This is a genomic window from Acinetobacter sp. AOR41_HL (genome assembly GCF_027854645.1).
GTDB lineage: Bacteria > Pseudomonadota > Gammaproteobacteria > Pseudomonadales > Moraxellaceae > Acinetobacter > Acinetobacter nosocomialis.
In genome coordinates this window covers 1-19,137 of the sequence record NZ_JAKTHZ010000027.1, presented here as the reverse complement: position 1 = coordinate 19,137, position 19,137 = coordinate 1, and the positions used below count along the sequence as shown (strand labels likewise).

Annotated in this window: 18 protein-coding genes and 1 pseudogene; 13 read left to right on the top strand and 6 right to left on the bottom strand. The window is 36.4% G+C overall.

What is annotated here, in order from left to right; all coding sequences use genetic code 11:
- Positions 1-19: 19 nt before the first annotated feature.
- From cpaB to MKL35_RS10860, 4 genes are all read left to right on the top strand, one after another.
- Entirely contained in the window at positions 20-634 is a 615-nt protein-coding gene (gene cpaB, locus MKL35_RS10875) for a metalloprotease secretion chaperone CpaB (protein WP_000739695.1), read from the top strand.
- A gap of 123 nt (positions 635-757) precedes the next feature.
- On the top strand, positions 758-2,875 hold the full coding sequence (locus tag MKL35_RS10870) for a DNA polymerase III subunit gamma/tau (protein ID WP_270913609.1): 2,118 nt from the start codon (positions 758-760) through the stop codon (positions 2,873-2,875).
- 146 nt (positions 2,876-3,021) lie between these two features.
- On the top strand, positions 3,022-3,174 hold the full coding sequence (locus MKL35_RS10865; protein WP_155758180.1) for a hypothetical protein: 153 nt from the start codon (positions 3,022-3,024) through the stop codon (positions 3,172-3,174).
- A 26-nt stretch (positions 3,175-3,200) separates the two neighbouring features.
- Positions 3,201-5,429: a phosphocholine-specific phospholipase C gene (locus tag MKL35_RS10860; protein WP_032011773.1), complete on the top strand. Its 2,229-nt coding sequence runs from the start codon at positions 3,201-3,203 to the stop codon at positions 5,427-5,429.
- 49 nt (positions 5,430-5,478) lie between these two features.
- Here the strand turns inward: MKL35_RS10860 and MKL35_RS10855 are convergent, their stop codons facing one another.
- Together MKL35_RS10855 and MKL35_RS10850 are read right to left on the bottom strand one after the other, a co-directional pair.
- Positions 5,479-5,913, bottom strand: coding sequence for an acyl-CoA thioesterase (locus MKL35_RS10855; RefSeq protein ID WP_002053618.1), 435 nt, complete (start codon positions 5,911-5,913; stop codon positions 5,479-5,481).
- The gene (locus tag MKL35_RS10850) at positions 5,913-7,070 is read right to left on the bottom strand and encodes an iron-containing alcohol dehydrogenase (protein ID WP_032011772.1); all 1,158 of its coding nucleotides are present in this window, start codon (positions 7,068-7,070) and stop codon (positions 5,913-5,915) included. The genes MKL35_RS10855 and MKL35_RS10850 overlap by 1 nt, the downstream gene beginning before the upstream one ends.
- A 294-nt stretch (positions 7,071-7,364) precedes the next feature.
- Between MKL35_RS10850 and MKL35_RS10845 the strand changes: the two genes are divergently transcribed.
- Both MKL35_RS10845 and MKL35_RS10840 read left to right on the top strand, forming a co-directional pair.
- The gene (locus MKL35_RS10845) at positions 7,365-7,724 is read left to right on the top strand and encodes a YcgJ family protein (RefSeq protein ID WP_016804716.1); all 360 of its coding nucleotides are present in this window, start codon (positions 7,365-7,367) and stop codon (positions 7,722-7,724) included.
- 281 nt (positions 7,725-8,005) lie between these two features.
- Positions 8,006-8,548 carry a cysteine hydrolase family protein gene (locus tag MKL35_RS10840; RefSeq protein WP_270913605.1) on the top strand — a complete coding sequence of 181 codons (543 nt, stop codon included), beginning with the start codon at positions 8,006-8,008 and terminating at the stop codon, positions 8,546-8,548.
- A 201-nt stretch (positions 8,549-8,749) separates the two neighbouring features.
- Here MKL35_RS10840 and MKL35_RS10835 read toward each other — a convergent pair whose 3' ends face one another.
- Positions 8,750-9,223, bottom strand: a complete 474-nt coding sequence (locus MKL35_RS10835) for a winged helix-turn-helix transcriptional regulator (protein WP_032011769.1) — start codon at positions 9,221-9,223, stop codon at positions 8,750-8,752.
- A 62-nt stretch (positions 9,224-9,285) separates the two neighbouring features.
- Here MKL35_RS10835 and MKL35_RS10830 point away from each other — a divergent pair, with 62 nt between their 5' ends.
- From MKL35_RS10830 to MKL35_RS10810, 5 genes are all read left to right on the top strand, one after another.
- Positions 9,286-9,513, top strand: a complete 228-nt coding sequence (locus MKL35_RS10830) for a tautomerase family protein (protein ID WP_004886667.1) — start codon at positions 9,286-9,288, stop codon at positions 9,511-9,513.
- Positions 9,514-9,813: 300 nt separating this feature from the next.
- Entirely contained in the window at positions 9,814-10,317 is a 504-nt protein-coding gene (locus MKL35_RS10825; RefSeq protein WP_032011767.1) for a low molecular weight protein-tyrosine-phosphatase, read from the top strand.
- A 19-nt stretch (positions 10,318-10,336) separates the two neighbouring features.
- Positions 10,337-11,371, top strand: coding sequence for a UDP-N-acetylmuramate dehydrogenase (gene murB, locus MKL35_RS10820; protein WP_032011766.1), 1,035 nt, complete (start codon positions 10,337-10,339; stop codon positions 11,369-11,371).
- 4 nt (positions 11,372-11,375) lie between these two features.
- On the top strand, positions 11,376-12,506 hold the full coding sequence (locus MKL35_RS10815) for a YdcF family protein (RefSeq protein WP_002052109.1): 1,131 nt from the start codon (positions 11,376-11,378) through the stop codon (positions 12,504-12,506).
- Positions 12,506-13,534 carry an alpha/beta hydrolase gene (locus MKL35_RS10810; protein ID WP_002052112.1) on the top strand — a complete coding sequence of 343 codons (1,029 nt, stop codon included), beginning with the start codon at positions 12,506-12,508 and terminating at the stop codon, positions 13,532-13,534. Before MKL35_RS10815 ends, MKL35_RS10810 begins: the two co-directional genes overlap by 1 nt.
- A 60-nt stretch (positions 13,535-13,594) precedes the next feature.
- Here MKL35_RS10810 and MKL35_RS10805 read toward each other — a convergent pair whose 3' ends face one another.
- From MKL35_RS10805 to MKL35_RS10795, 3 genes are all read right to left on the bottom strand, one after another.
- A complete protein-coding gene (locus MKL35_RS10805; protein WP_079377094.1) occupies positions 13,595-14,098 on the bottom strand; it encodes a hypothetical protein in 504 nt (167 codons plus the stop codon).
- Between the two features lie 56 nt (positions 14,099-14,154).
- Positions 14,155-15,210 (bottom strand): linear amide C-N hydrolase, encoded by a 1,056-nt coding sequence (locus MKL35_RS10800; RefSeq protein ID WP_004886670.1) that lies wholly within the window; start codon positions 15,208-15,210, stop codon positions 14,155-14,157.
- Between the two features lie 210 nt (positions 15,211-15,420).
- On the bottom strand, positions 15,421-17,094 hold the full coding sequence (locus MKL35_RS10795) for an FMN-binding glutamate synthase family protein (protein WP_032011764.1): 1,674 nt from the start codon (positions 17,092-17,094) through the stop codon (positions 15,421-15,423).
- Between the two features lie 527 nt (positions 17,095-17,621).
- Between MKL35_RS10795 and MKL35_RS10790 the strand changes: the two genes are divergently transcribed.
- The gene (locus tag MKL35_RS10790; protein WP_002052103.1) at positions 17,622-18,053 is read left to right on the top strand and encodes a hypothetical protein; all 432 of its coding nucleotides are present in this window, start codon (positions 17,622-17,624) and stop codon (positions 18,051-18,053) included.
- 302 nt (positions 18,054-18,355) lie between these two features.
- Positions 18,356-19,121: pseudogene (locus MKL35_RS10785) on the top strand (IS5-like element ISAba31 family transposase).
- Positions 19,122-19,137: the final 16 nt, after the last annotated feature.

Below are 19,137 nucleotides of genomic sequence, written 5' to 3'. Positions count from 1 at the left end.
CTATTTTTAGCTGTAAATAATGAAGAAAAATAAGTTGTTAATAGGAACTGCTATCGCTTGTGTGGCGTTAGCAGTTTTAGTCTGGTTTGCTTTTTCACAGCAAAGTTCTTCTGCTTTAACGTTCTCTCCAGAAAGTCGGCAACAATCTGGGGCAAAAATGATAGAGAGTCAAAATATTCTGAATTTGAGTCCGTCAGAAAAAGAAAGGTTGTCTCAGCAACAAATTGTTTTTAATGAAATAGAAAAAGATCAATTGCATTCTAAAGCTAATTTTCCCTTGCTTAAAAATGCTAAAGGTATGGTCATTAAATATGATCCAAATGTGATCGAACTTAAAAAAGTCGGGGACACTGTTAAATTTCAGATGTTGGAATATGGCATTAATCGTACAGGGAAAATTGTAGAGATCGAACCTGTTGATCAGGATATTGTTCGATGGACTGGTAGATTTGACCAAGGCGATCCGAACCAGAATTTTTTTACTATTACTCAAAGTCAAAAAGACCACTATACAATCATGCAAATTTTTACCGAGAAAGGAAATTATTCAGCTGAAATTAAAGATGGTGTCGGGTTGGTACAAACTATGGATGAGGGTGTTACGGATCAAGAATTACATCATGATCATCCATAAAGGAATAAATGATTTAGGTAGAGAAAAGAAGCTAGTTCGCAGTTTATCTGTACGGATATGAGCTTTATGCGTTCACACTCTTTTAAAAACAAAGTATGCTTATGCCTGTAACAAGGAGCATACATGTATCAAGTACTTGCTAGAAAATACCGTCCACGTAATTTCAATGAGTTAGTGGGACAAAACCATGTTTCTCGTGCATTAAGTAGTGCATTGGAACGCGGTCGTCTTCACCATGCTTATTTATTTACAGGAACGCGTGGTGTAGGTAAAACTACAATCGCCCGTATTTTAGCCAAGTGTTTGAACTGTGAAACAGGTGTGACTGCTACACCATGTGAAGTCTGTGCAACCTGCAAGGCGGTAAATGAAGGCCGTTTTATTGACTTAATCGAAATTGATGCTGCTTCAAGAACAAAAGTAGAAGATACGCGTGAACTTTTAGATAATGTTCCTTATGCGCCAACGCAAGGTCGTTTTAAAGTTTACCTGATTGACGAAGTACATATGCTTTCTACGCATTCTTTTAATGCCTTATTAAAAACACTAGAAGAACCACCAGAACACGTTAAGTTTCTGTTTGCAACGACTGATCCGCAAAAGCTACCAATTACGGTTATTTCACGTTGTTTACAATTTACTTTACGACCTTTAGCGGTAGATGAAATTACCAAACACCTTGGCGCTATTCTTGAAAAAGAACAGATTACTGCTGATCAAGATGCAATTTGGCAAATTGCTGAATCTGCTCAGGGTTCACTGCGTGATGCGCTATCATTAACTGACCAAGCCATAGCTTATGGCCAGGGTTCTATACATCACCAAGATGTGAAAGAAATGCTTGGCTTGATTGACCGTACGATCATTTATGATTTGATTTTAGCGGTTCATCAAAACCAACGTGAAAAAGTAAGTCAGTTATTACTCCAATTTAGATATCAAGCCTTAGATGTATCGTTAGTGCTTGATCAGCTCATTTCAACATTACATGAGTTAGCTTTATTACAGTATTTACCAGAGCTTGGCTTAAAGTATAGTGAAGAAATTAATGCCAAAATTCTTCAACTTTCTAAGTTAATTTCTGCTCAAGATTTGCAGCTTTACTACCAAATCGCATGTAAAGGCCGTTCAGACTTGCAACTTGCCGTAACGCAAGAGCAAGGTTTCGAAATGTGCATTTTACGCTTATTGGCTTTCCGTCCTTTAGCACCAAATGAAATTTTAGTTTCAGAGCCTGTTCAACAAAATGGGCAAGCAGAAATAGGTTTAAATTCGCAAGCTCAGCCAATAGCTCAAGAGATTACTCCTGTGAGTGCTGTTCAGCCTGTTGAAGTTATTAGCCAACCCGCTATGGTTGAACCTGAACCTGAACCTGAACCTGAACCTGAACCTGAACCTGAACCTGAACCTGAACCTGAACCTGAACCTGAACCTGAACCTGAACCTGAACCGCAGTCTAATCAGGATTTAATGGTATTTGACCCAAATCATCATGAGCTGATTGGGCTTGAGTCAGTACCTGTTCAAGAAACGATTAGTGTTCTAGAGGAAGATTTTATTCCGGTACCAGAACAAAAGGCAGTACATGTTCAGGCTGAAACCCAAGCCAAGCAAACTGAACCTGAGCCAACATTTACTGCTGAGTCGCAAGGTTTGTTTGAAACATCTGATACTGAATTTTCTCTGGGTCAAGATGTGCCTATAACTCATGATTTGGTTTCTGAACCTGTTATTGAGCAGCAAACATTGGTGCAAGCCGAAGTGGTTGTTGAAACTGCTACAGTTATCAAAGAGTCTAGTGCAACTGATAACGCGCAATTGATGCCTCAGGATATTTTGAAGCTTTCTGCTCAAGTTTTAGAAGGCGAGTGGACACTTGAAAAGTGGGAATATTGGTTTAGAAATAGTCACCTTTCCCCAGCCGTTCAAGAACTTGCTCAACACGGTGTGATGACTGGTGAAATTGGAGGCAACACGATTTTCCATATTCCTCAAGAATATGAAAATATGTTAACCCAATTACAGCAAGGCCTAATTGATGCTTTAAAGCAAAAATGGGCAGATACACAGTTTACAGTTGAATATGGTGCACTTCATACATCTACACCTTATGTTATGCAAAGCATTCGTAAAGAAAAAGCTTTCCATAGAGCGACAGAGCTATTACAGCAACAACCCGTTATTAAAAGCCTTATAGAGACTTTTGATGGTGAGTTACAAAATATTCAATTAAAGCCTTAATTCCAATTGAGTTTTGATTTGGTGAAAAATATGTAAATAATAGAATTTTCATATTTTTCACTGGATTGAAATATTCAGGTCACGCCACTGTCATTGTACTTTTCTATGTTAGCCATTTTAGATTTTAATATGGACTATATATCGGCATGAAAAGGCAATGTACAGGAATAACTTCCTTTAAATATTCATATTTCTTACTCATCGGTGCAATCTTACTGAGTGGTTGTAACGACTCTGCAAATGATAATTCGAATACACCAGACACAGGTAAAAAGCCTGTAATGCGCTGTGCTCCATAAACTTAAATAATAAAAAGAATTTGATCATGATTACACGTCGTAAATTTTTAAATTACTCTTTAAATATGGGCTTTGGTGCTGCAGCGTTGGCGGCTTTCCCATCAAGTATTCAAAAGGCTCTAGCAATTCCTGCAAATAATAAAACGGGCACCATTCAAGATATTGAGCACGTTATTATTTTGATGCAGGAAAACCGATCTTTTGATCATTACTTTGGTACGTTAAAAGGCGTTCGAGGTTTTGCTGACCGCTTTACAATTCCTTTGCCAAATGGTCGTAAGGTTTGGGAGCAGCTTAGACGCAATGGGCAAGTTTTAACGCCTTTTCATTTAGACGGTACAGCCAATAATGCACAGCGCGCAGATGGTACGCCGCATACGTGGAATGATAGTCAGTTGGCTTGGGACAATGGCCGTATGGCGAACTGGCCAACCCATAAAACTGATATATCCATGGGCTATTTTAAAGAAAAAGAAATTCCATATCAGTTTGCACTTGCCAATGCCTTTACGATTTGTGATGCCTACCATTGTTCCATGCACACTGGAACAGATGCGAACCGATCTTTTCATTTAACCGGTACCAATGGGGCAACACCGACTAAGCGTTCATTTGTAAATAACGAATGGGACTGGATTGATGGTAATCCCGCTACGGCAGACCGTGGTTACACTTGGAAAACCTATGCTGAACGCTTGGAAGAAGCAGGTGTTAGCTGGATTTGTTATCAGAATATGCCGGATGAATGGGGCGATAATATGTTGGGTGCGTTCCGTTCTTTTAGAAAGGCCAACATTGCATCCGGTTATCCCGTTTCAAGCGGTGGAGAGCCGAATAAACCGTATGCCGATACGGGTCAAAAACTACCGTATAAAGCCTATGATGCGGCTACTGATAATGCCAAAAATCCACTATATAAAGGCATTGCCAATACGCTACCGGGCAATAAACCAGAAGAGTATCTTGACGCTTTTAAAAGAGACATTCGTGAAGGGAAGCTACCTCAAGTTTCTTGGATTAATGCGCCATCAATTTACTGTGAACATCCGGACCCTTCAAGCCCAGTTCAAGGGGCATGGTTTATTCAAGAAATTATTGATGCTTTAACTGCTGTACCAGAGGTGTGGAGTAAAACAGCACTACTTATTAACTTCGATGAAAATGATGGTTACTTTGACCATATGCCATCACCATCTGCTCCATCACGACTTGCAAATGGACAATATGCTGGTAAATCAACATTAAGTAGTGCTGATATGCAGGATGAATATTTTGATCATGCTGCGCCTGAAGGAAGCCATTCTCAGCCTACACCTGATGGACGTGTTTATGGTCCGGGCCCGCGTGTTCCTTTATATGTGATTTCTCCATGGAGCCGTGGGGGTTGGGTAAACTCGCAAGTGTTTGACCATACGTCCGTGCTCATGTTCTTAGAAAAACGTTTTGGTGTAAAAGAACCGAATATCAGTCCATACCGCCGTGCAGTGTGTGGTGATTTGACCAGTGCATTTAACTTTAAAACACCAAATGCAGATGTTTTACCGCAGCTTAATGGTAAGCAAACCCGTGTGCAGGCAGATGCACTAAGGGAAAATCAAGAAGCTTTGCCAGCTGTTCCCGTACCAACTGACATTAAATTACCAATTCAGCAAAGTGGCATACGTCTGTCGCGTGCGCTACCTTATGAGTTGCATACCAGTGCACGTTGTAGCACTGATGGCAAAGTGCAATTAATTTTTTCCAATACAGGTACGCAAGCAGCGGTTTTTCATGTTTATGACAAACTTAACTTAGACCGTATTCCAAAGCGATATATCGTCGAGCCGAATAAAACACTAGATGATGAATGGGATGCTTTAAAAGATAACTTAGGCCGTTATGACCTATGGGTACTTGGTCCAAATGGCTACCATCGTCATTTTAAAGGGGATACTCAACGTATTATCGATAGTGGCGTTAAACCTGAAATTCGAGTGTGCTATGACATCGCGAATGGTGATGTGTATGTCGAACTTATGAATGAAGGAACCAAGGATACAATATTAACGGTAAAACCTTGTGCATATCGACAAGATGCGCCATTACAACTGACCGTAAAAGCGGGACATGTTGTTAAGCAACATTGGTCGTTGGCTGATGTTGGGCATTGGTATGATTTTGAAGTAACTAATCAAAGTGATCCATATTATTACCGACGTTTTGCTGGCCGAGTCGAAACGGGAGAAGACTCTTTTAGTGATCCTGCAATGATGTAAGTTAAGACGAGGCAAAAAGAGCAAATTATTTTCTTTTTGCCTCATCTTTTTATAATAAAAAATTATCTAAAACTTCACGAACTGACTCGGAAATTGGCACAGTCTTGCGTGTTTCGCGATCAACAAACACATGCACAAAATGTCCTTGAGCTGACGCTTGGTCTTGACCTTGTTTAAAGATTGCCAATTCATAGCGTAAAGATGTTGTACCAATTTTACCAATCGCAACACCTACTTGAATAACTTCTGGAAATGATAACTCTTGAAAAAAGCTACAAGCTGAGTCGACGACTAAACCAATTGATTTTGCTTCATGAATATCAAAACCTGTTTTTTGAATGAGTAAAGCATTGGCAGCCGTATCGAAGTAGCTATAGTAAGTCACATTATTTACATGACCGTAAATATCATTATCGGCCCAACGAGTTTGAATATCTAAAAAGAACTTAAATTGATCACGGGTTTTTAAAACGGGTTTAGTCATTAATAAATCGCCTGATAAATTGCTAAAGCAGCGGCTTCTGTCATATCACGTGGGTTGTTTTGTAGTAAGCGGGTTTGCAACATGGCATCTTGAGCAAGTCTTGGTAAGCTAGACTCTTCAATACCCAAATCACTAAGTTTTAAAGTCAAACCGCTACGGTCTAAGTGATTTTGCATATGGTCAATAAATAGATCACATAACCCATCGGTGCTGCCATTACTATATGGATCTAGCCATTGCATAAGTTCTGCATAGTATTTTTTTGTATTCGGCGCATTAAATTTTAAAACTTCAACCAGCACTAAAGCATTGGTATGTCCATGCGATAAATGAAAATGTCCACCCAGTGGGTAAGCTAGAGCATGCACAGCTGCAACAGGTGAGTTAGCAAATGCCTGACCTGCAAGCATTGAGCCGAACAGCATGTTCTGGCGTGATTCTAAATCATTACCATCTTTAAGAACTTTCGGTAAATTATGGTTCAATAATTTCAGTGCATGTTTGGCTAAAATATCGGTATAAACATTTTTTTTGTGTTTAGAAGTATATGCCTCAATGGCATGGACCATAGCATCGATACCAGTTGCAGCGGTAATATGTGCTGGAAGGTTTTGAGTAAAAGTTGCGTCAAGAATTGCTGTATCAGCATATAGTACTGGGGAAACAATCCCCATTTTTGTTGCCTCGCCAGTAGTTACAATTGAGATAGGCGTTACTTCTGAACCTGTGCCCGCAGTAGTAGGAATCAAAATAAGTGGTAGGCGAGTGGTGGTTACTTGGTTTACGCCATACATCTCTTGCAAACTTTGAGTTTGATCAGGATGTGCGAGCAAAGCGATTACTTTTGCCACATCCAAAGAGCTGCCACCTCCAAAACCAATAATGACATCTACATTTTGCTGTTTTGCATAATTGGCCGCATTTAAAACGACTTGTTCTGGCGGATCAGCCTGCACATCTGCATAAATGACATATTCAATATTGAGGGTATCTAAAATTTGCAGGATGGGACGGTGTAATTGGTTTTTAACCATACCAGCATCTGTGACTAGCAATAACTTACGGTAAGATTTTGAAGACAAAACATTCTGTAATTCTTGTATAGAGCCTAAGCCAGAGATGATATTTGGAACAGTTTGAAATTGAAAATGGCTCATATACATTATTTCCTTATTGTTGAAAATTATTGTTGAACGGTTCTATTTAATCTTTAAGTAACTTAGCATAAGACGCTTTAAAATAAAGTAGTTCTGAGGCAATTATGTTGAGGGTTGTATGAGGTGAGCACTGTTTGTATTTGCTAGAAGTGGGGTATATAGCAGATGTACAAGTTATTTAAAAGGCCATTGAACCGTGGGCTTTTTGTTATTTGTGGCCTTGTGTAGATTTTCGAGCAGGCTAGTAGTTTTATATAATGTCTTAACAATTTATAATTTTATTCGGTTCTAAAAATGAAAATTTCTAAAATTTTACTTGGTGTTATTGGAAGTACTTGCTTCATGCTTAGCTCTGCAGCGATGGCGAAAACTAACTCTGGTGTATATTCACCTCAAAAGGGTGTCATTTGTGATAAATACATTTGTGCGGACAAAAAAGGCGTCTCTAAAAAACTTACAGCTAAATATTTAGGTCCTTATAAAGCGAATAAGGCTTTCTCTCAAGGCGATTTTGATACTTCAGCATTTACATTCTCAAATGGTGTGTTTTGTGATACCAAAACAAAGCTATGTCATGTCGATCGATACTTTCAAAATGGGCATCGTAGCAAAATTGATAAAAATATGACTGATAAATTATTCAAAAATAAATAATTTTCCTGTATTAAATAAGGTTTGACTAAAACGATCAATAACTTAAAAGACAAAATTTTGTGTTTTAAGAAAAAATTATGCTATGTTTAAATACGCTTTAATGATGAGCAAGTTTAATTCATGAACTGTTTACCAAAAAAAATCAATACCACCACCACGACCTTTAAAAAAGGCTGCGTGTGATTTTTTATTAGAGCGACTTAATAAGATACCCCAACCCAGCCAATAATGGCTGGGTTTATTTTTCTCTGCTCATTATTGGCTTTTTTAAGAGAAAGATTATGGACCAAAGTTATAACTCAAAATCAGTTTTACTCATCATTGATACGCAAAATGGACTATTCAAAGCAAAGACGACGCCATATAACCATCAATTTGTACTTTCAAATATTCTTAATTTGATTAATTATCACCGTTCCAATAACAAGCCAATTATTTTTGTCCGTCATATTGGCGAAAAAGATACGCCTTTAGATCCCGATAGCCTAAATACTCAGTTGATAACAGAGTTATCTTGCAATCCAGATAAAGATATTGTCATTGAGAAAACATATCCGAGCAGTTTCAAGCATACTGTCTTAAAAGAACTATTAGAGAAACTTGATATTGATGAAATTATAGTGACTGGGATGAAAACGGAATATTGTATAGATACGACTATTAGAGCTGCTTCAGAGTTTGGATACAAAGTAACTTTAATCTCTGATGCCCATACAACATCTGATTCTACGGTTTTAGATGCGCAGCACATAATTGATCATCATAACCAAGTTTTAAACAATGCTTTTGCTAAGGTAAAAACTACTGAAGAGTTTTTCCACTAAATAATGATTATTAGCTATTGGTAGGGTTTTAATTGTTAAGTATTTCTGTAAAATTGAGATGTTGCCTTAAACAACAATAAACCTTAATGATCAGCGCAAAGTCATAAGGGGAAGCCTACTTGAAAGAGTAGGCTTTTTTTATATTATCTATAAATATCTTTCATTTAGGCTTAAACATAAAAGAGGGGGGCATACAAAAATTTATTTCTTATGGCTACGATGAGTTAGTTTCAGTTCCAAATGATTAAAATCTATAACTTGGTCAGATGAATCAACAAGTTTTAATTTGAGTTCATCATCTGAATTTTTCTTAAAAACTTTAACGACATCCCGATCTGCTTCAATAAAATTACCGCCAGATTCAAGCATAGCAAGCAAAACAATATTTAGGCTTTTACCTTTTTTGGTAAGTAAATATTCTTTACGTTCCCTTACACCTATTTCTTTATAAATTGATAACTCAAATATTTCTAATTCAATAAGATGTTTGAGACGATTAGATAAAATTTGTTTTGATATTCCTGTATTTACTAAAAAAGCATTGAATTTTGTTACTCCATAGAAAGCTTCTCTTAACAAGAGGATTGTCCATCTGTCATTCATTATTTCAGTAATTTTAAAGATTCCACATACATCTACGGGAAATTTATGGTCTGGAATAATTTGATTTGACATTAGAGGAAGCTCCAATTAGGATGGGTCTATAATTTAGACCTAGCATTAATTCAGGTAGCATTATGCCATTTATAAATATACAAACTATAGAAGGTTTACTCGATAAAGACAGTAAGGCCGAACTTTTTAAACGGATAACAGACTTATTTGTAGAAATAGAGGGTAAGGGTAATCCTGCTTTTCGAGAACATGTTTGGATAAGAATTGATGAATATCCACCTGAACAGTGGCAATTAGGTAGCTTAAGTCCAACAAAACAAATGATTGAGTTAATGACTTCAGCAAAATGATTTGTTTAAAGCCCTTTAAGTAGGGCTTTTATAATTGAGCGGGCTTTGCTCAAAATATTTTTGATACCACTATTTAAAATAAAAAGACAAAATTAGCTAGTTTATCGACTGATTTATCAACTTTTAATCTATTGATAAACATTATTTTCCTTTTCAACACAAGTGAGTTTTGACAAAATGCAACAGGTCATCAGGATCAATACAGACTTGGCCAGATTTATAGTTTGTTAGCATTTTGCAGTAACTTTGCAAGTAACCTGTTTATTTCTATGTAATTCAAATGTTTGGAACTAATTTCTAATGGAAACACAATATAAGGTTTTATGTGTCTGTTTAGGAAATATTTGCCGTTCTCCCACCGCTGAAATGGTTTTCAGACATTATTGTGATAAGCATCAACTCAATGTAATCGTTGATTCGGCTGGAACGAGTAATTATCACCCAAATAAAGCCCCTGATCAGCGTAGCCAAAAGCATGCTAAGAAAAGAGGCTATGACTTGTCATCTTTACGTGCTAGACAACTTTCAACTCAAGATTTTTTAGATTTTGATTTGATTTTGGCAATGGACCATCAAAACTTTGAAGATATTCATGATTTATTGCAAAACGCTATCTTTCAGTTTGGTAGCCATCGAATTCGAGCAAAAGTCGCATTAATGAGTGAACATGATCCCCAATATCCAAAGCAAGCTTTGCCTGATCCTTACTATGGTGGTGATGACGGCTTCGAGCGTGTACTTGACCAATGTGAATCGAGTACTCTCGCATGGATTAATGTTTTGAAAAAACAATTGAAAGTTTAAGAATAGGTTTATCAATACAATGCAAATTCAAAATCAAGTACAGCTTAAGCCATTCAATACTTTAAGTTTAGATGTAACAGCTTCTCATTATACTAAGATTACGTCTGTTGAAGATATTAAAGAAGCTTTGGATTTTGCTAAACAGCATGAGCTAAATGTACTTGTTTTATCTGGCGGTAGTAATATGTTGCTGCCACAGCAAATTAATGCGTTAGTCATTCACCTTGATATTCAAGGTATAGAGGTTTTATCTGAAGATCAGAATTTTGTTCGTATCAAAGTAGGTGCAGGACAGGTTTGGCACGATTTTGTTTTATATAGTACACAGCAGAACTGGTTTGGTTTACAAAATTTAGCCCTTATTCCTGGCTTAGTGGGTGCTTCACCAGTACAAAACATTGGTGCCTATGGCGTTGAAGTTGGTGAGTTTATTGAGTCAGTACAGGTCTATGACCGTAAACTTGGAGAGACACAATCAATTTTAGCGGCCGACTGTCATTTTTCTTATAGACATAGCATTTTTAAAGATGATCCGACGCGTTACATCATCACGCATGTCACCTTTAAATTACTCAAGCAACCTCATTTAAAGTTGAATTATGGTGATTTAAAGGAAGCAGTTGGAGACAATCTCACTGCTGAAAATTTACAAAATCAGGTCATCCGTATTCGTCAAAGTAAATTACCTGATCCAAAAGAATATCCAAATGTAGGAAGCTTCTTTAAAAACCCGATTGTAAGTGCTCAAGAATTTGACCGCTTAATCACACAATTTTCAACAATTCCACATTATCCTCAAGCCAACGGTAACGTTAAAATTGCAGCGGGTTGGTTAATTGATCAAGCAGGTTGGAAAGGTAAACAACTTGGTGTGGTGGGGATGTTTCATAAACAAGCCTTGGTTTTGGTGAATTATGCCAATGCATCTCTTGCTGATGTAAAGAAAACCTATCAAGCTGTACAACACGATGTTGATCAGCGTTTCCATGTTATGTTAGAACCAGAACCTGTGCTTTATAACAGTTTAGGTTTAATTGAAAATCATACGGAATAGTTCTATGCCAAAAGTACACTTGATGGTACGTTTTGTACAAGTAGTTACTGTACTATTTGTACTATTGGGCTGTTTCGTGGTTTTTCTATATTCGCCATTTTATTCAAAACTTATTGTAGCTGGACTTAACTATTTTGTTCCAGTAGATGTGAATGAAGTGGCAGCGGAAAGCCAGCGAAAAGCTGCATTAAGTGAACATGATAACTTAGAGCCTGGTTCAAACTTATGGATTGCTCGTCAGGCTTATTTAAAGCTTACCGAAGATGCTATACGTGAAAAAAAGACAGCAGACTTGGGCTACATACAAGAAAACTATAAAGCTTTGCAGCAAATTATTCTTTTAGAAGAAAAAGAACAAGAGATGGAAGAAGAGGAAGAAACTTCAGCTGTAAGTGTTCCATTAGTCGCGAAAAACTCAGAAATTGATGCAGCTGATGAAACAAGTAGCCCTATTGATGAAGCGCTTTTTATTAACAGTTCTGAAAACAAGGCTCTTACTGAACAATATACCGAGTTTTTAGCAAGAAAACCTGTAGTACCTGAACATCAAAAAGCGGTAAGTGAGCCTGAGCAAAAAGTTGAATATGTCCGTAAAAATCCTCTGCCAACTCAACCTAAAAAGTTAACAGAACCGTATGCTATTGTAGTACTAGGTGGCGGTTTAACTTTAGATAAAAATGGCAAAGATATTGTAGTTAATAGCTATACCCGCTTAAGACTAGAGAAAACGTTAGAAGTTGAAAAGCAAAACCATCTACCAATTGTATTAAGTGGTGTTGAAGCACCATATATGCAAGCATGGTTAAAAAAACGTGGTGTCGATGCAAAATTATTAGAACAAAGAAGTATGAATACTTGTGAAAATACTCGTTTTAGTTCATTACTGCTTCAAAAGAAAGGCGGTGCGCCTACAGTAATGTTAGTTACAGATGAATATCATATGCCGCGTACGCGCCGTTTATTTGCTCTGAATGGTATCGAAACGATTCCAGTTATTGCCCCTATGCCAACACCGCTTACACGTTGGCAACCGAGTATACAAAACTACGATCATAGTCGTCGTGCAAATTATGAATTACTTGCGACAATTCGTGACATGTTATTTGGTTCAAGTGATTGTCGAGAGGTGCCTTAATGTCTGAGATTCCATTTCTCAATCCTGCCGTATTAAAACAATTAGATTTACCGGTACCTAACCGTGATCTCACTCCACAAGTTTTAAGTCCACTCAATTTAAATACATTAGAAGAGCCTTCTCGTGAACTTTTAGCATACCGCAAATTATACGGTTTGCATTTACTCGACTGTGACCATTGGCAAGGCTATGTTCAAATGCCTTTATTTCGTCTGCATGTCCAAGTTTTTAAGCCTAAATTAGACAAAGTACAGGGGACTGTATGTTTGTTGCATGGCTATCTTGAACATAGCGGGATTTATCAACCTATTATCCGTGAAATTCTTGAACAAGGCTTCAGTGTAATTACTTATGATTTACCTGGTCATGGTTTAAGTAATGGTTCACCTGCAAGTATTCAAAATTTTGATCATTACCAGCAAGTTCTAATGGCTGTTTATCAGTATGTCAAACATGCAGATCAGTTACCAAAACCGTGGGTGGGTATCGGCCAAAGCACGGGTGGAGCAATTTGGATGCATCACTTGCTCGAGTATGCTGAAAAAAGACAAGATCCAATTGTTGATAGAGTTCTGTTACTTTCACCTTTAATTCGACCAGCTAAAACAGCATGGTGGCATAACCCAGTGGGACTCGGCATTATTCGTCGTATTAAACGCCAAGTACCAAGACACTTTAGGCGCAACAATCATAATCCTGAATTTTTACGTTTTGTTCGTTTAAAAGATCCATTACAACCACGCATGATGGGGATGGATTGGATTTTAGCAATGTCAAAATGGATGCAAGAAATGGAAGAGCGTCCAGCTTGTCGTATTCCTGTTTGGTTAGCACAAGGGGCATTAGATCAAACGGTAGACTGGCGCTATAACATTGAGTTCATTCGACGGAAGTTTAGACTTCAAACCTTGTTAATGCTTGAAGAGGGGTCTCATCAATTAATTAATGAACGTGCAGATATACGTGCAGCTTTAACTGGTTTAATTCCAGCCTTTTTACATGCTAAGCCAAAGCATTTTTATTATTAAAAAAATAATGCACTCATTCTAGTAAATAGATTGAGTGCATCAGTTAATCAAATCAGATGATTATTTTAAGCTTTGATAAAGTTCTACGAAATTTTTATACACTGAAGATTGTTTCTGCGGTGAATACATATTCCGCTCAATAATACCTTTATCAGTCTTAACTAACACGTTAATGTTTTTTGCATTTTTAAATTCCTGTAAGAACTGACTTGGAATAATAAAGTACGTGGTCGAGTGTTTAGGAACAAATCTGCTAACAGTAGTTTTCTCAGTGGCTTGAGCTGGGTTATAGCTAAATTGTTTTCCATCAATATCAAATACTAATGAATTAATATCATAGAAGTTATAACTACTGCTTAAATGTACATCTACACGGACTTGGTTTTTCTGTTTCTCATTCCATTTAACAAGTAAGCTTGGACAAAGTTCTGTGGGTAGGCAATTGAGCTGACCCGCTGTTTTTAGCTCAGATGTTGCTGTCGTGGTAGTAGATTTATATGAGGTCGTGCTACAAGCTGTTGTAAGTAAACAAGTACCTAATAAAAATAGGGCTTTTTTCATAATGTAATTCCAAGAAAGCAGATATTATTTATCTTATAGGTGATAAATTTTACCCTTTATTAAAGAGTTTTTGGGCTTAAAAAAGCAAATGGTTTTGCAATTTTAAAATCAGAAGTCGCATCTCCAGCATAGATATGGCTCTGCTCGGGACCGAGATCCAGTCTACGGGTTTTACCATCTTTAAAATTTATTTTCTTCAAGTCCACCCAAAATACATTGGGTGATAAAGCGGATTCAAAAAAATAAAGCATCTGTTTATGGTCTGCAACAGTTCTCCAACGGGTCGATGAAATATTAGGCTCTTCTTGTGTATTTAATCCATATGGAACAGAGGCATTTCGAATAACGCTAAATACAGAAGCCTGCGCTTGTTTCATATCATCATTTTTTGGAATTGCATTAATATAAAATGATGCTCGTGCAAAACGGTCAGAAGCACGGTTAGTACCCGGAAGCATAACGGTACCGCCGATTTGTTTCCAATATTCAGCAAGTGCAAGCTGTTTATCAAATGTAGGGGAGTTAGTCATGATTTGATAACTTCGGCTGTGATGAATCACTTGTTTCCCGCCAATATATTCAATGATTGCACTATCACCTGTTTTATCGGAAATAGACAAATGAAGTGTTGTGAGTCTTGATTCGCCAGGAACACTGTCTGTTACGATTGTATAGGGTTCATTCTCAAGAGCTTTAACGGCTTCATCAACGGTGGCGAAATTATCGAGTACATACTGTGCCCAAGCTGCGATACTTAATAATGGTTTATTAGAATTTTTTACATCTGGATACTGAGATTCGACTAACCATAAAACATTAGCGACTAAACCAGCTTCATTCATTCCGTCGGTCGTAGAGACTTCATAACCTGTTGCAATAACGCTGCCATATTTAGAAGTCCATTTAATTGAATTTGGTCCTGCACTTCCATCACGAGCAACACCACTCGGTAAAATCCATAAATTTGTGCCAGTATCAACTTTCCAGTCCATTGAACGAGCTGTAATAATATGTTGATTGTTGCCTAAATATACCGCACGTGTACAAGCCGATGTATAGCTACTTAACCCTACAGCAAGAGCAATAAAAGTGGGAATGAATGTTTTTTTAAACATGAGTGAATACCTTCTTGTTATTACAGTTTGAGGATATTTATTTAATAAAATTAAAGCGTGTATATTATTTATACTTTTATAGTAGGTGAAAAATATATTAAATACAAACTAAAAGAAGAGGCTATTTAAAGCAAAAATCATATATAAATTTAAAATATGAGAGAGCATCACATTTTAAATATGATGCTCAAATTATTAAGTTAGTATGAATTAAAAATGATTGGCATCAGCCATATTCCACATACGATAATAAAAATTATCATCATCATTTTTTAGTTCAGATTGTAAAAGTTCTCCTTCTTTCAAGAAGAAATGTAATTGAGCATAGTTCTTGATTTCACGGTCATTGACTCGTTGAGCCAAATGATGGGCTTTAATATCTGAAGGATGACGTAAACCGGCAGCAGCAATCATTTCTGATAAAGCATGTAATGTATTTTTATGGAAATTAAATACGCGCTCTGCTTTGGTAGGTACATGGAGTGCTTTTTGACGGTCTTTATCTTGGGTTGCTACACCTACAGGACATTGGTTGGTATGACAACTTTGCGCTTGAATACATCCAACTGCAAACATAAAACCGCGTGCTGAGTTAACCCAATCTGCACCTAATGCAAAAGTACTAGCAATATCAAATGCGCTAATAATTTTACCGCTTGCACCAATTTTAACTTGGTCTCTTAGTCCAGCACCTATAAGCGTGTTGTGTACAAAACGTAAGCCTTCACGTAAAGGAGTACCGATATAGTCACTAAACTCAATTGGTGCTGCACCAGTACCACCTTCAGAACCGTCTACCACAATAAAATCAGGCACAATTTTTGTTTCAAGCATTGCTTTTACAATACTCATAAACTGCCAAGGTTGCCCAATACATAGTTTAAAACCAACAGGTTTGCCGCCAGATAAAGTGCGTAACTTTTGCAAAAAGTGCATCATTTCAATTGGTGTAGAGAAGCTAGAATGTTTTGCTGGTGAAATACAGTCATGATCACGTGAAACACCACGAATTTCGGCAATTTCAGCAGTAATTTTATGCTTAGGTAAAATACCGCCATGCCCGGGTTTAGCACCTTGTGAAAGCTTTAACTCAATCATTTTGATTTGTGGCAATTGAGACTGTTTAGCAAACTTTTGTTCGTCAAATTTTCCATCTAAAGTTCGACAACCAAAATAGCCACTGGCAATTTGCCAGACAATATCACCACCATTTTCTAAATGATAAGGGCTGAGACTTCCTTCACCAGTGTCATGATAAAACCCACCCAACTGTGCACCTTTATTTAATGCACGTATTGCATTTGCACTTAAACTACCAAAGCTCATGGCAGAGATATTCATAATAGATGCACTATAGGGTTGAAGGCATTGTGCATTACCAATTTGAATACGAAAACTCTTAGGATCTGCTGGTGGGCATGGACTAATTGAGTGAACAATAAAGCGATAATCTTGTTGATAGACATCTATGATTGACCCGAAAGGTTTATCGGCATTTTCATTTTTTGCACGTTGATAAACTAAGCTTCTTTGCATACGCGAGAAAGGTAGAGCATCTTGATCGGCTTCAATAAAGTATTGACGAATTTCAGGACGTATATCTTCAAATAAAAAACGAAAATGACCCATAATTGGGTAATTTCTTAAGATAGAGTGTCTATTTTGTAAGACGTCATATAAACCCAATAAGCTTAATGCACCAGTAACGACCCATAAACCATTGAGTAGAGTATCTGAAATAAAATAATAGATACTATGAGGGGTATATACGGTTCTAAACCACGTGATACTAAGTGCCGTAAAAATACACAAGAACCAGAGTGAATGGCGTGAAAAGAATGTATTGAGAAATTTATGTCGAATGATTTGTGCTGGACTCGCCATATGTGAACAAATTCCTAATGTTTTACTGGCACATACCTTGCCAAGAAGCAGCTTAAACTACAAGTAGGGAATTGTTAGCTGTAAGAGCATATATCAATAGTAAATGATTATATTTAAGATTAAATTGAATAGAGGATATTTAATTTTCTAAAAGTTGTGGCGTAATAATTTTAAGATAAAGTTGGTTTTATAAATAATGAACTTTTATAATTATTGCTTTGATTATAAAATATATGAGAGTTTTTTTATGGTTTAGAGATTTTAAATAAGCCTGCTATTATTTAAAAAGCTAGTTAATAAAAAAATTCTAAATAAATCTGGGAGTTAATCTAAACAGTTTTTTAATTTTATAAATTTAATCAAGTCTGAAATTTGCTTGTATGAGTTTGATCAAAAATCTAGCTTTTAAGTTAATGGCTTTATGTTTTTTTAAATATTTTTTGATAGTATTTGTCAATTGAAAGGATATTTTCAATAGATTTTATTACAACTATATAGCATTCTAAAAAATCAAGTAAGGGTTTGAAATGAGCTGGAAATTTTTAACATTTTCTGTTTTTTTTACTGATATTTTTTTATTGTTTTTAATGTTCTATCTTGGCTATGACTTCGAAACTTTTAAAAAAGTAGCTTTAGCTGAAACTTTACTAGTTATTATTGCCCTAATATTTGATTCCATGGAACAAAAGAAGAAACCTATTTTTCCTGGTTGTATCGTCTATCCATTGTTGGGCATTTTATTCATTTTAGGATTTACACCTATTCTTGATTTTTTTGCAGAACGACCAAAAGGATTCCATAGTTGGGATATTAAAAATATGTGGATGATTAATGTGAATGAAGAAAATTATCAATTAAATAGACTTGCTTGGTATGGTAAAGCTTATGTACAACTGGGCTTTGCAATGGTAGGGGGAATTTTAGGATTCATTTTTCATTTAGTCTTTAGAAATACTTAAAGCATATTTATCTTTTTTGCTAAAGCTAGATGACATTTCTTACCTCAATTTTGGGAAAAGTGATTAAACCACCTTTCACTTCCTTAGAATTCTTATTCATAGAATATTATTTTCTTATTCATTTAAAATATATAGAACAAACAAAAGCTTAAATTTTGCTCTCCTAGTGGAAGGGAAATTTTAATAAATGATAAACTATAAAAAATGATGGTAAAATTTAACTAGGGTGTGTTGACACTTTTAGCTTAAAAAAATAGCGAAGTAGTAAAATCAAATCGCCAAACCCAATTTTACTATTCGCTATGCCTCGTACCATGCTGACAGATCAACACTGGCAAAAGTTGAAAGTTATTCTGCGTAATTTATCCATTCACCACAACTCAAATTTACGCAATTTTATTGAAGCTATTCTCTATAGAATTAGAACAGGCTGTCCGTGGCGAGATATTCCTTGCTGTTTTGGTCATTCAAACTCTATTTTCAAACGTTTTAATCGTTGGTCAAGCAGCGGTAAGTTTCTTAGATTATTCAAATTACTAGCCTCATGCCCCGATATGGAGTGGATTTTTATTGATGGCTCTCATGTACGTGCTCATCAACATTCTGCCGGCATAGCGAATCAATCTATTTCTAAAAGTGTAGGAGGAAACTCCTCAAAAATACATTTGATTGTTGATGCACATGGCAATCCTATTGATTTCATGATTACCGATGGAACCACACATGATGTTAAAGTTGCACCTGATTTAATATCAACATTAGATTTAAAAGAGACAAAAGTGGTATGTGCAGATAAAGGCTATGATTCAGAACCACTGCGTGAACAGATCAGGAAAACAGGGACTAAAGCGAATATACCAAAGAAAACAAATAGCCAATCGAACAATGACCATATGGACTGGTATTTATATAAAATCAGGCATTTAGTTGAAAATATGTTTTGTAGATTAAAGCAATTTAGAGGAATAGCTACTCGATATGACAAGCTCAAAAGAAATTATCAAAGTTCTGTTGCTTTAGCCTGTATATTTTTATGGCTACCTTTATAGGGTTAATTATGAACAGTAAATGTCAACAAACCCTA

Bases quoted from the DNA above. Each gene is read 5' to 3' on its own strand.
- MKL35_RS10865 (WP_155758180.1), top strand. From the start codon at position 3,022: ATGAAAAGGCAATGTACAGGAATAACTTCCTTTAAATATTCATATTTC.
- MKL35_RS10815 (WP_002052109.1), top strand. From the start codon at position 11,376: ATGCCAAAAGTACACTTGATGGTACGTTTTGTACAAGTAGTTACTGTA.
- murB (WP_032011766.1), top strand. From the start codon at position 10,337: ATGCAAATTCAAAATCAAGTACAGCTTAAGCCATTCAATACTTTAAGT.
- MKL35_RS10810 (WP_002052112.1), top strand. From the start codon at position 12,506: ATGTCTGAGATTCCATTTCTCAATCCTGCCGTATTAAAACAATTAGAT.
- MKL35_RS10845 (WP_016804716.1), top strand. From the start codon at position 7,365: ATGAAAATTTCTAAAATTTTACTTGGTGTTATTGGAAGTACTTGCTTC.
- MKL35_RS10790 (WP_002052103.1), top strand. From the start codon at position 17,622: ATGAGCTGGAAATTTTTAACATTTTCTGTTTTTTTTACTGATATTTTT.
- MKL35_RS10840 (WP_270913605.1), top strand. From the start codon at position 8,006: ATGGACCAAAGTTATAACTCAAAATCAGTTTTACTCATCATTGATACG.
- MKL35_RS10800 (WP_004886670.1), bottom strand. From the start codon at position 15,210: ATGTTTAAAAAAACATTCATTCCCACTTTTATTGCTCTTGCTGTAGGG.
- MKL35_RS10835 (WP_032011769.1), bottom strand. From the start codon at position 9,223: ATGTCAAATCAAATTATTCCAGACCATAAATTTCCCGTAGATGTATGT.
- MKL35_RS10850 (WP_032011772.1), bottom strand. From the start codon at position 7,070: ATGAGCCATTTTCAATTTCAAACTGTTCCAAATATCATCTCTGGCTTA.
- MKL35_RS10795 (WP_032011764.1), bottom strand. From the start codon at position 17,094: ATGGCGAGTCCAGCACAAATCATTCGACATAAATTTCTCAATACATTC.
- MKL35_RS10860 (WP_032011773.1), top strand. From the start codon at position 3,201: ATGATTACACGTCGTAAATTTTTAAATTACTCTTTAAATATGGGCTTT.
- MKL35_RS10825 (WP_032011767.1), top strand. From the start codon at position 9,814: ATGGAAACACAATATAAGGTTTTATGTGTCTGTTTAGGAAATATTTGC.
- MKL35_RS10870 (WP_270913609.1), top strand. From the start codon at position 758: ATGTATCAAGTACTTGCTAGAAAATACCGTCCACGTAATTTCAATGAG.
- MKL35_RS10830 (WP_004886667.1), top strand. From the start codon at position 9,286: ATGCCATTTATAAATATACAAACTATAGAAGGTTTACTCGATAAAGAC.
- MKL35_RS10855 (WP_002053618.1), bottom strand. From the start codon at position 5,913: ATGACTAAACCCGTTTTAAAAACCCGTGATCAATTTAAGTTCTTTTTA.
- cpaB (WP_000739695.1), top strand. From the start codon at position 20: ATGAAGAAAAATAAGTTGTTAATAGGAACTGCTATCGCTTGTGTGGCG.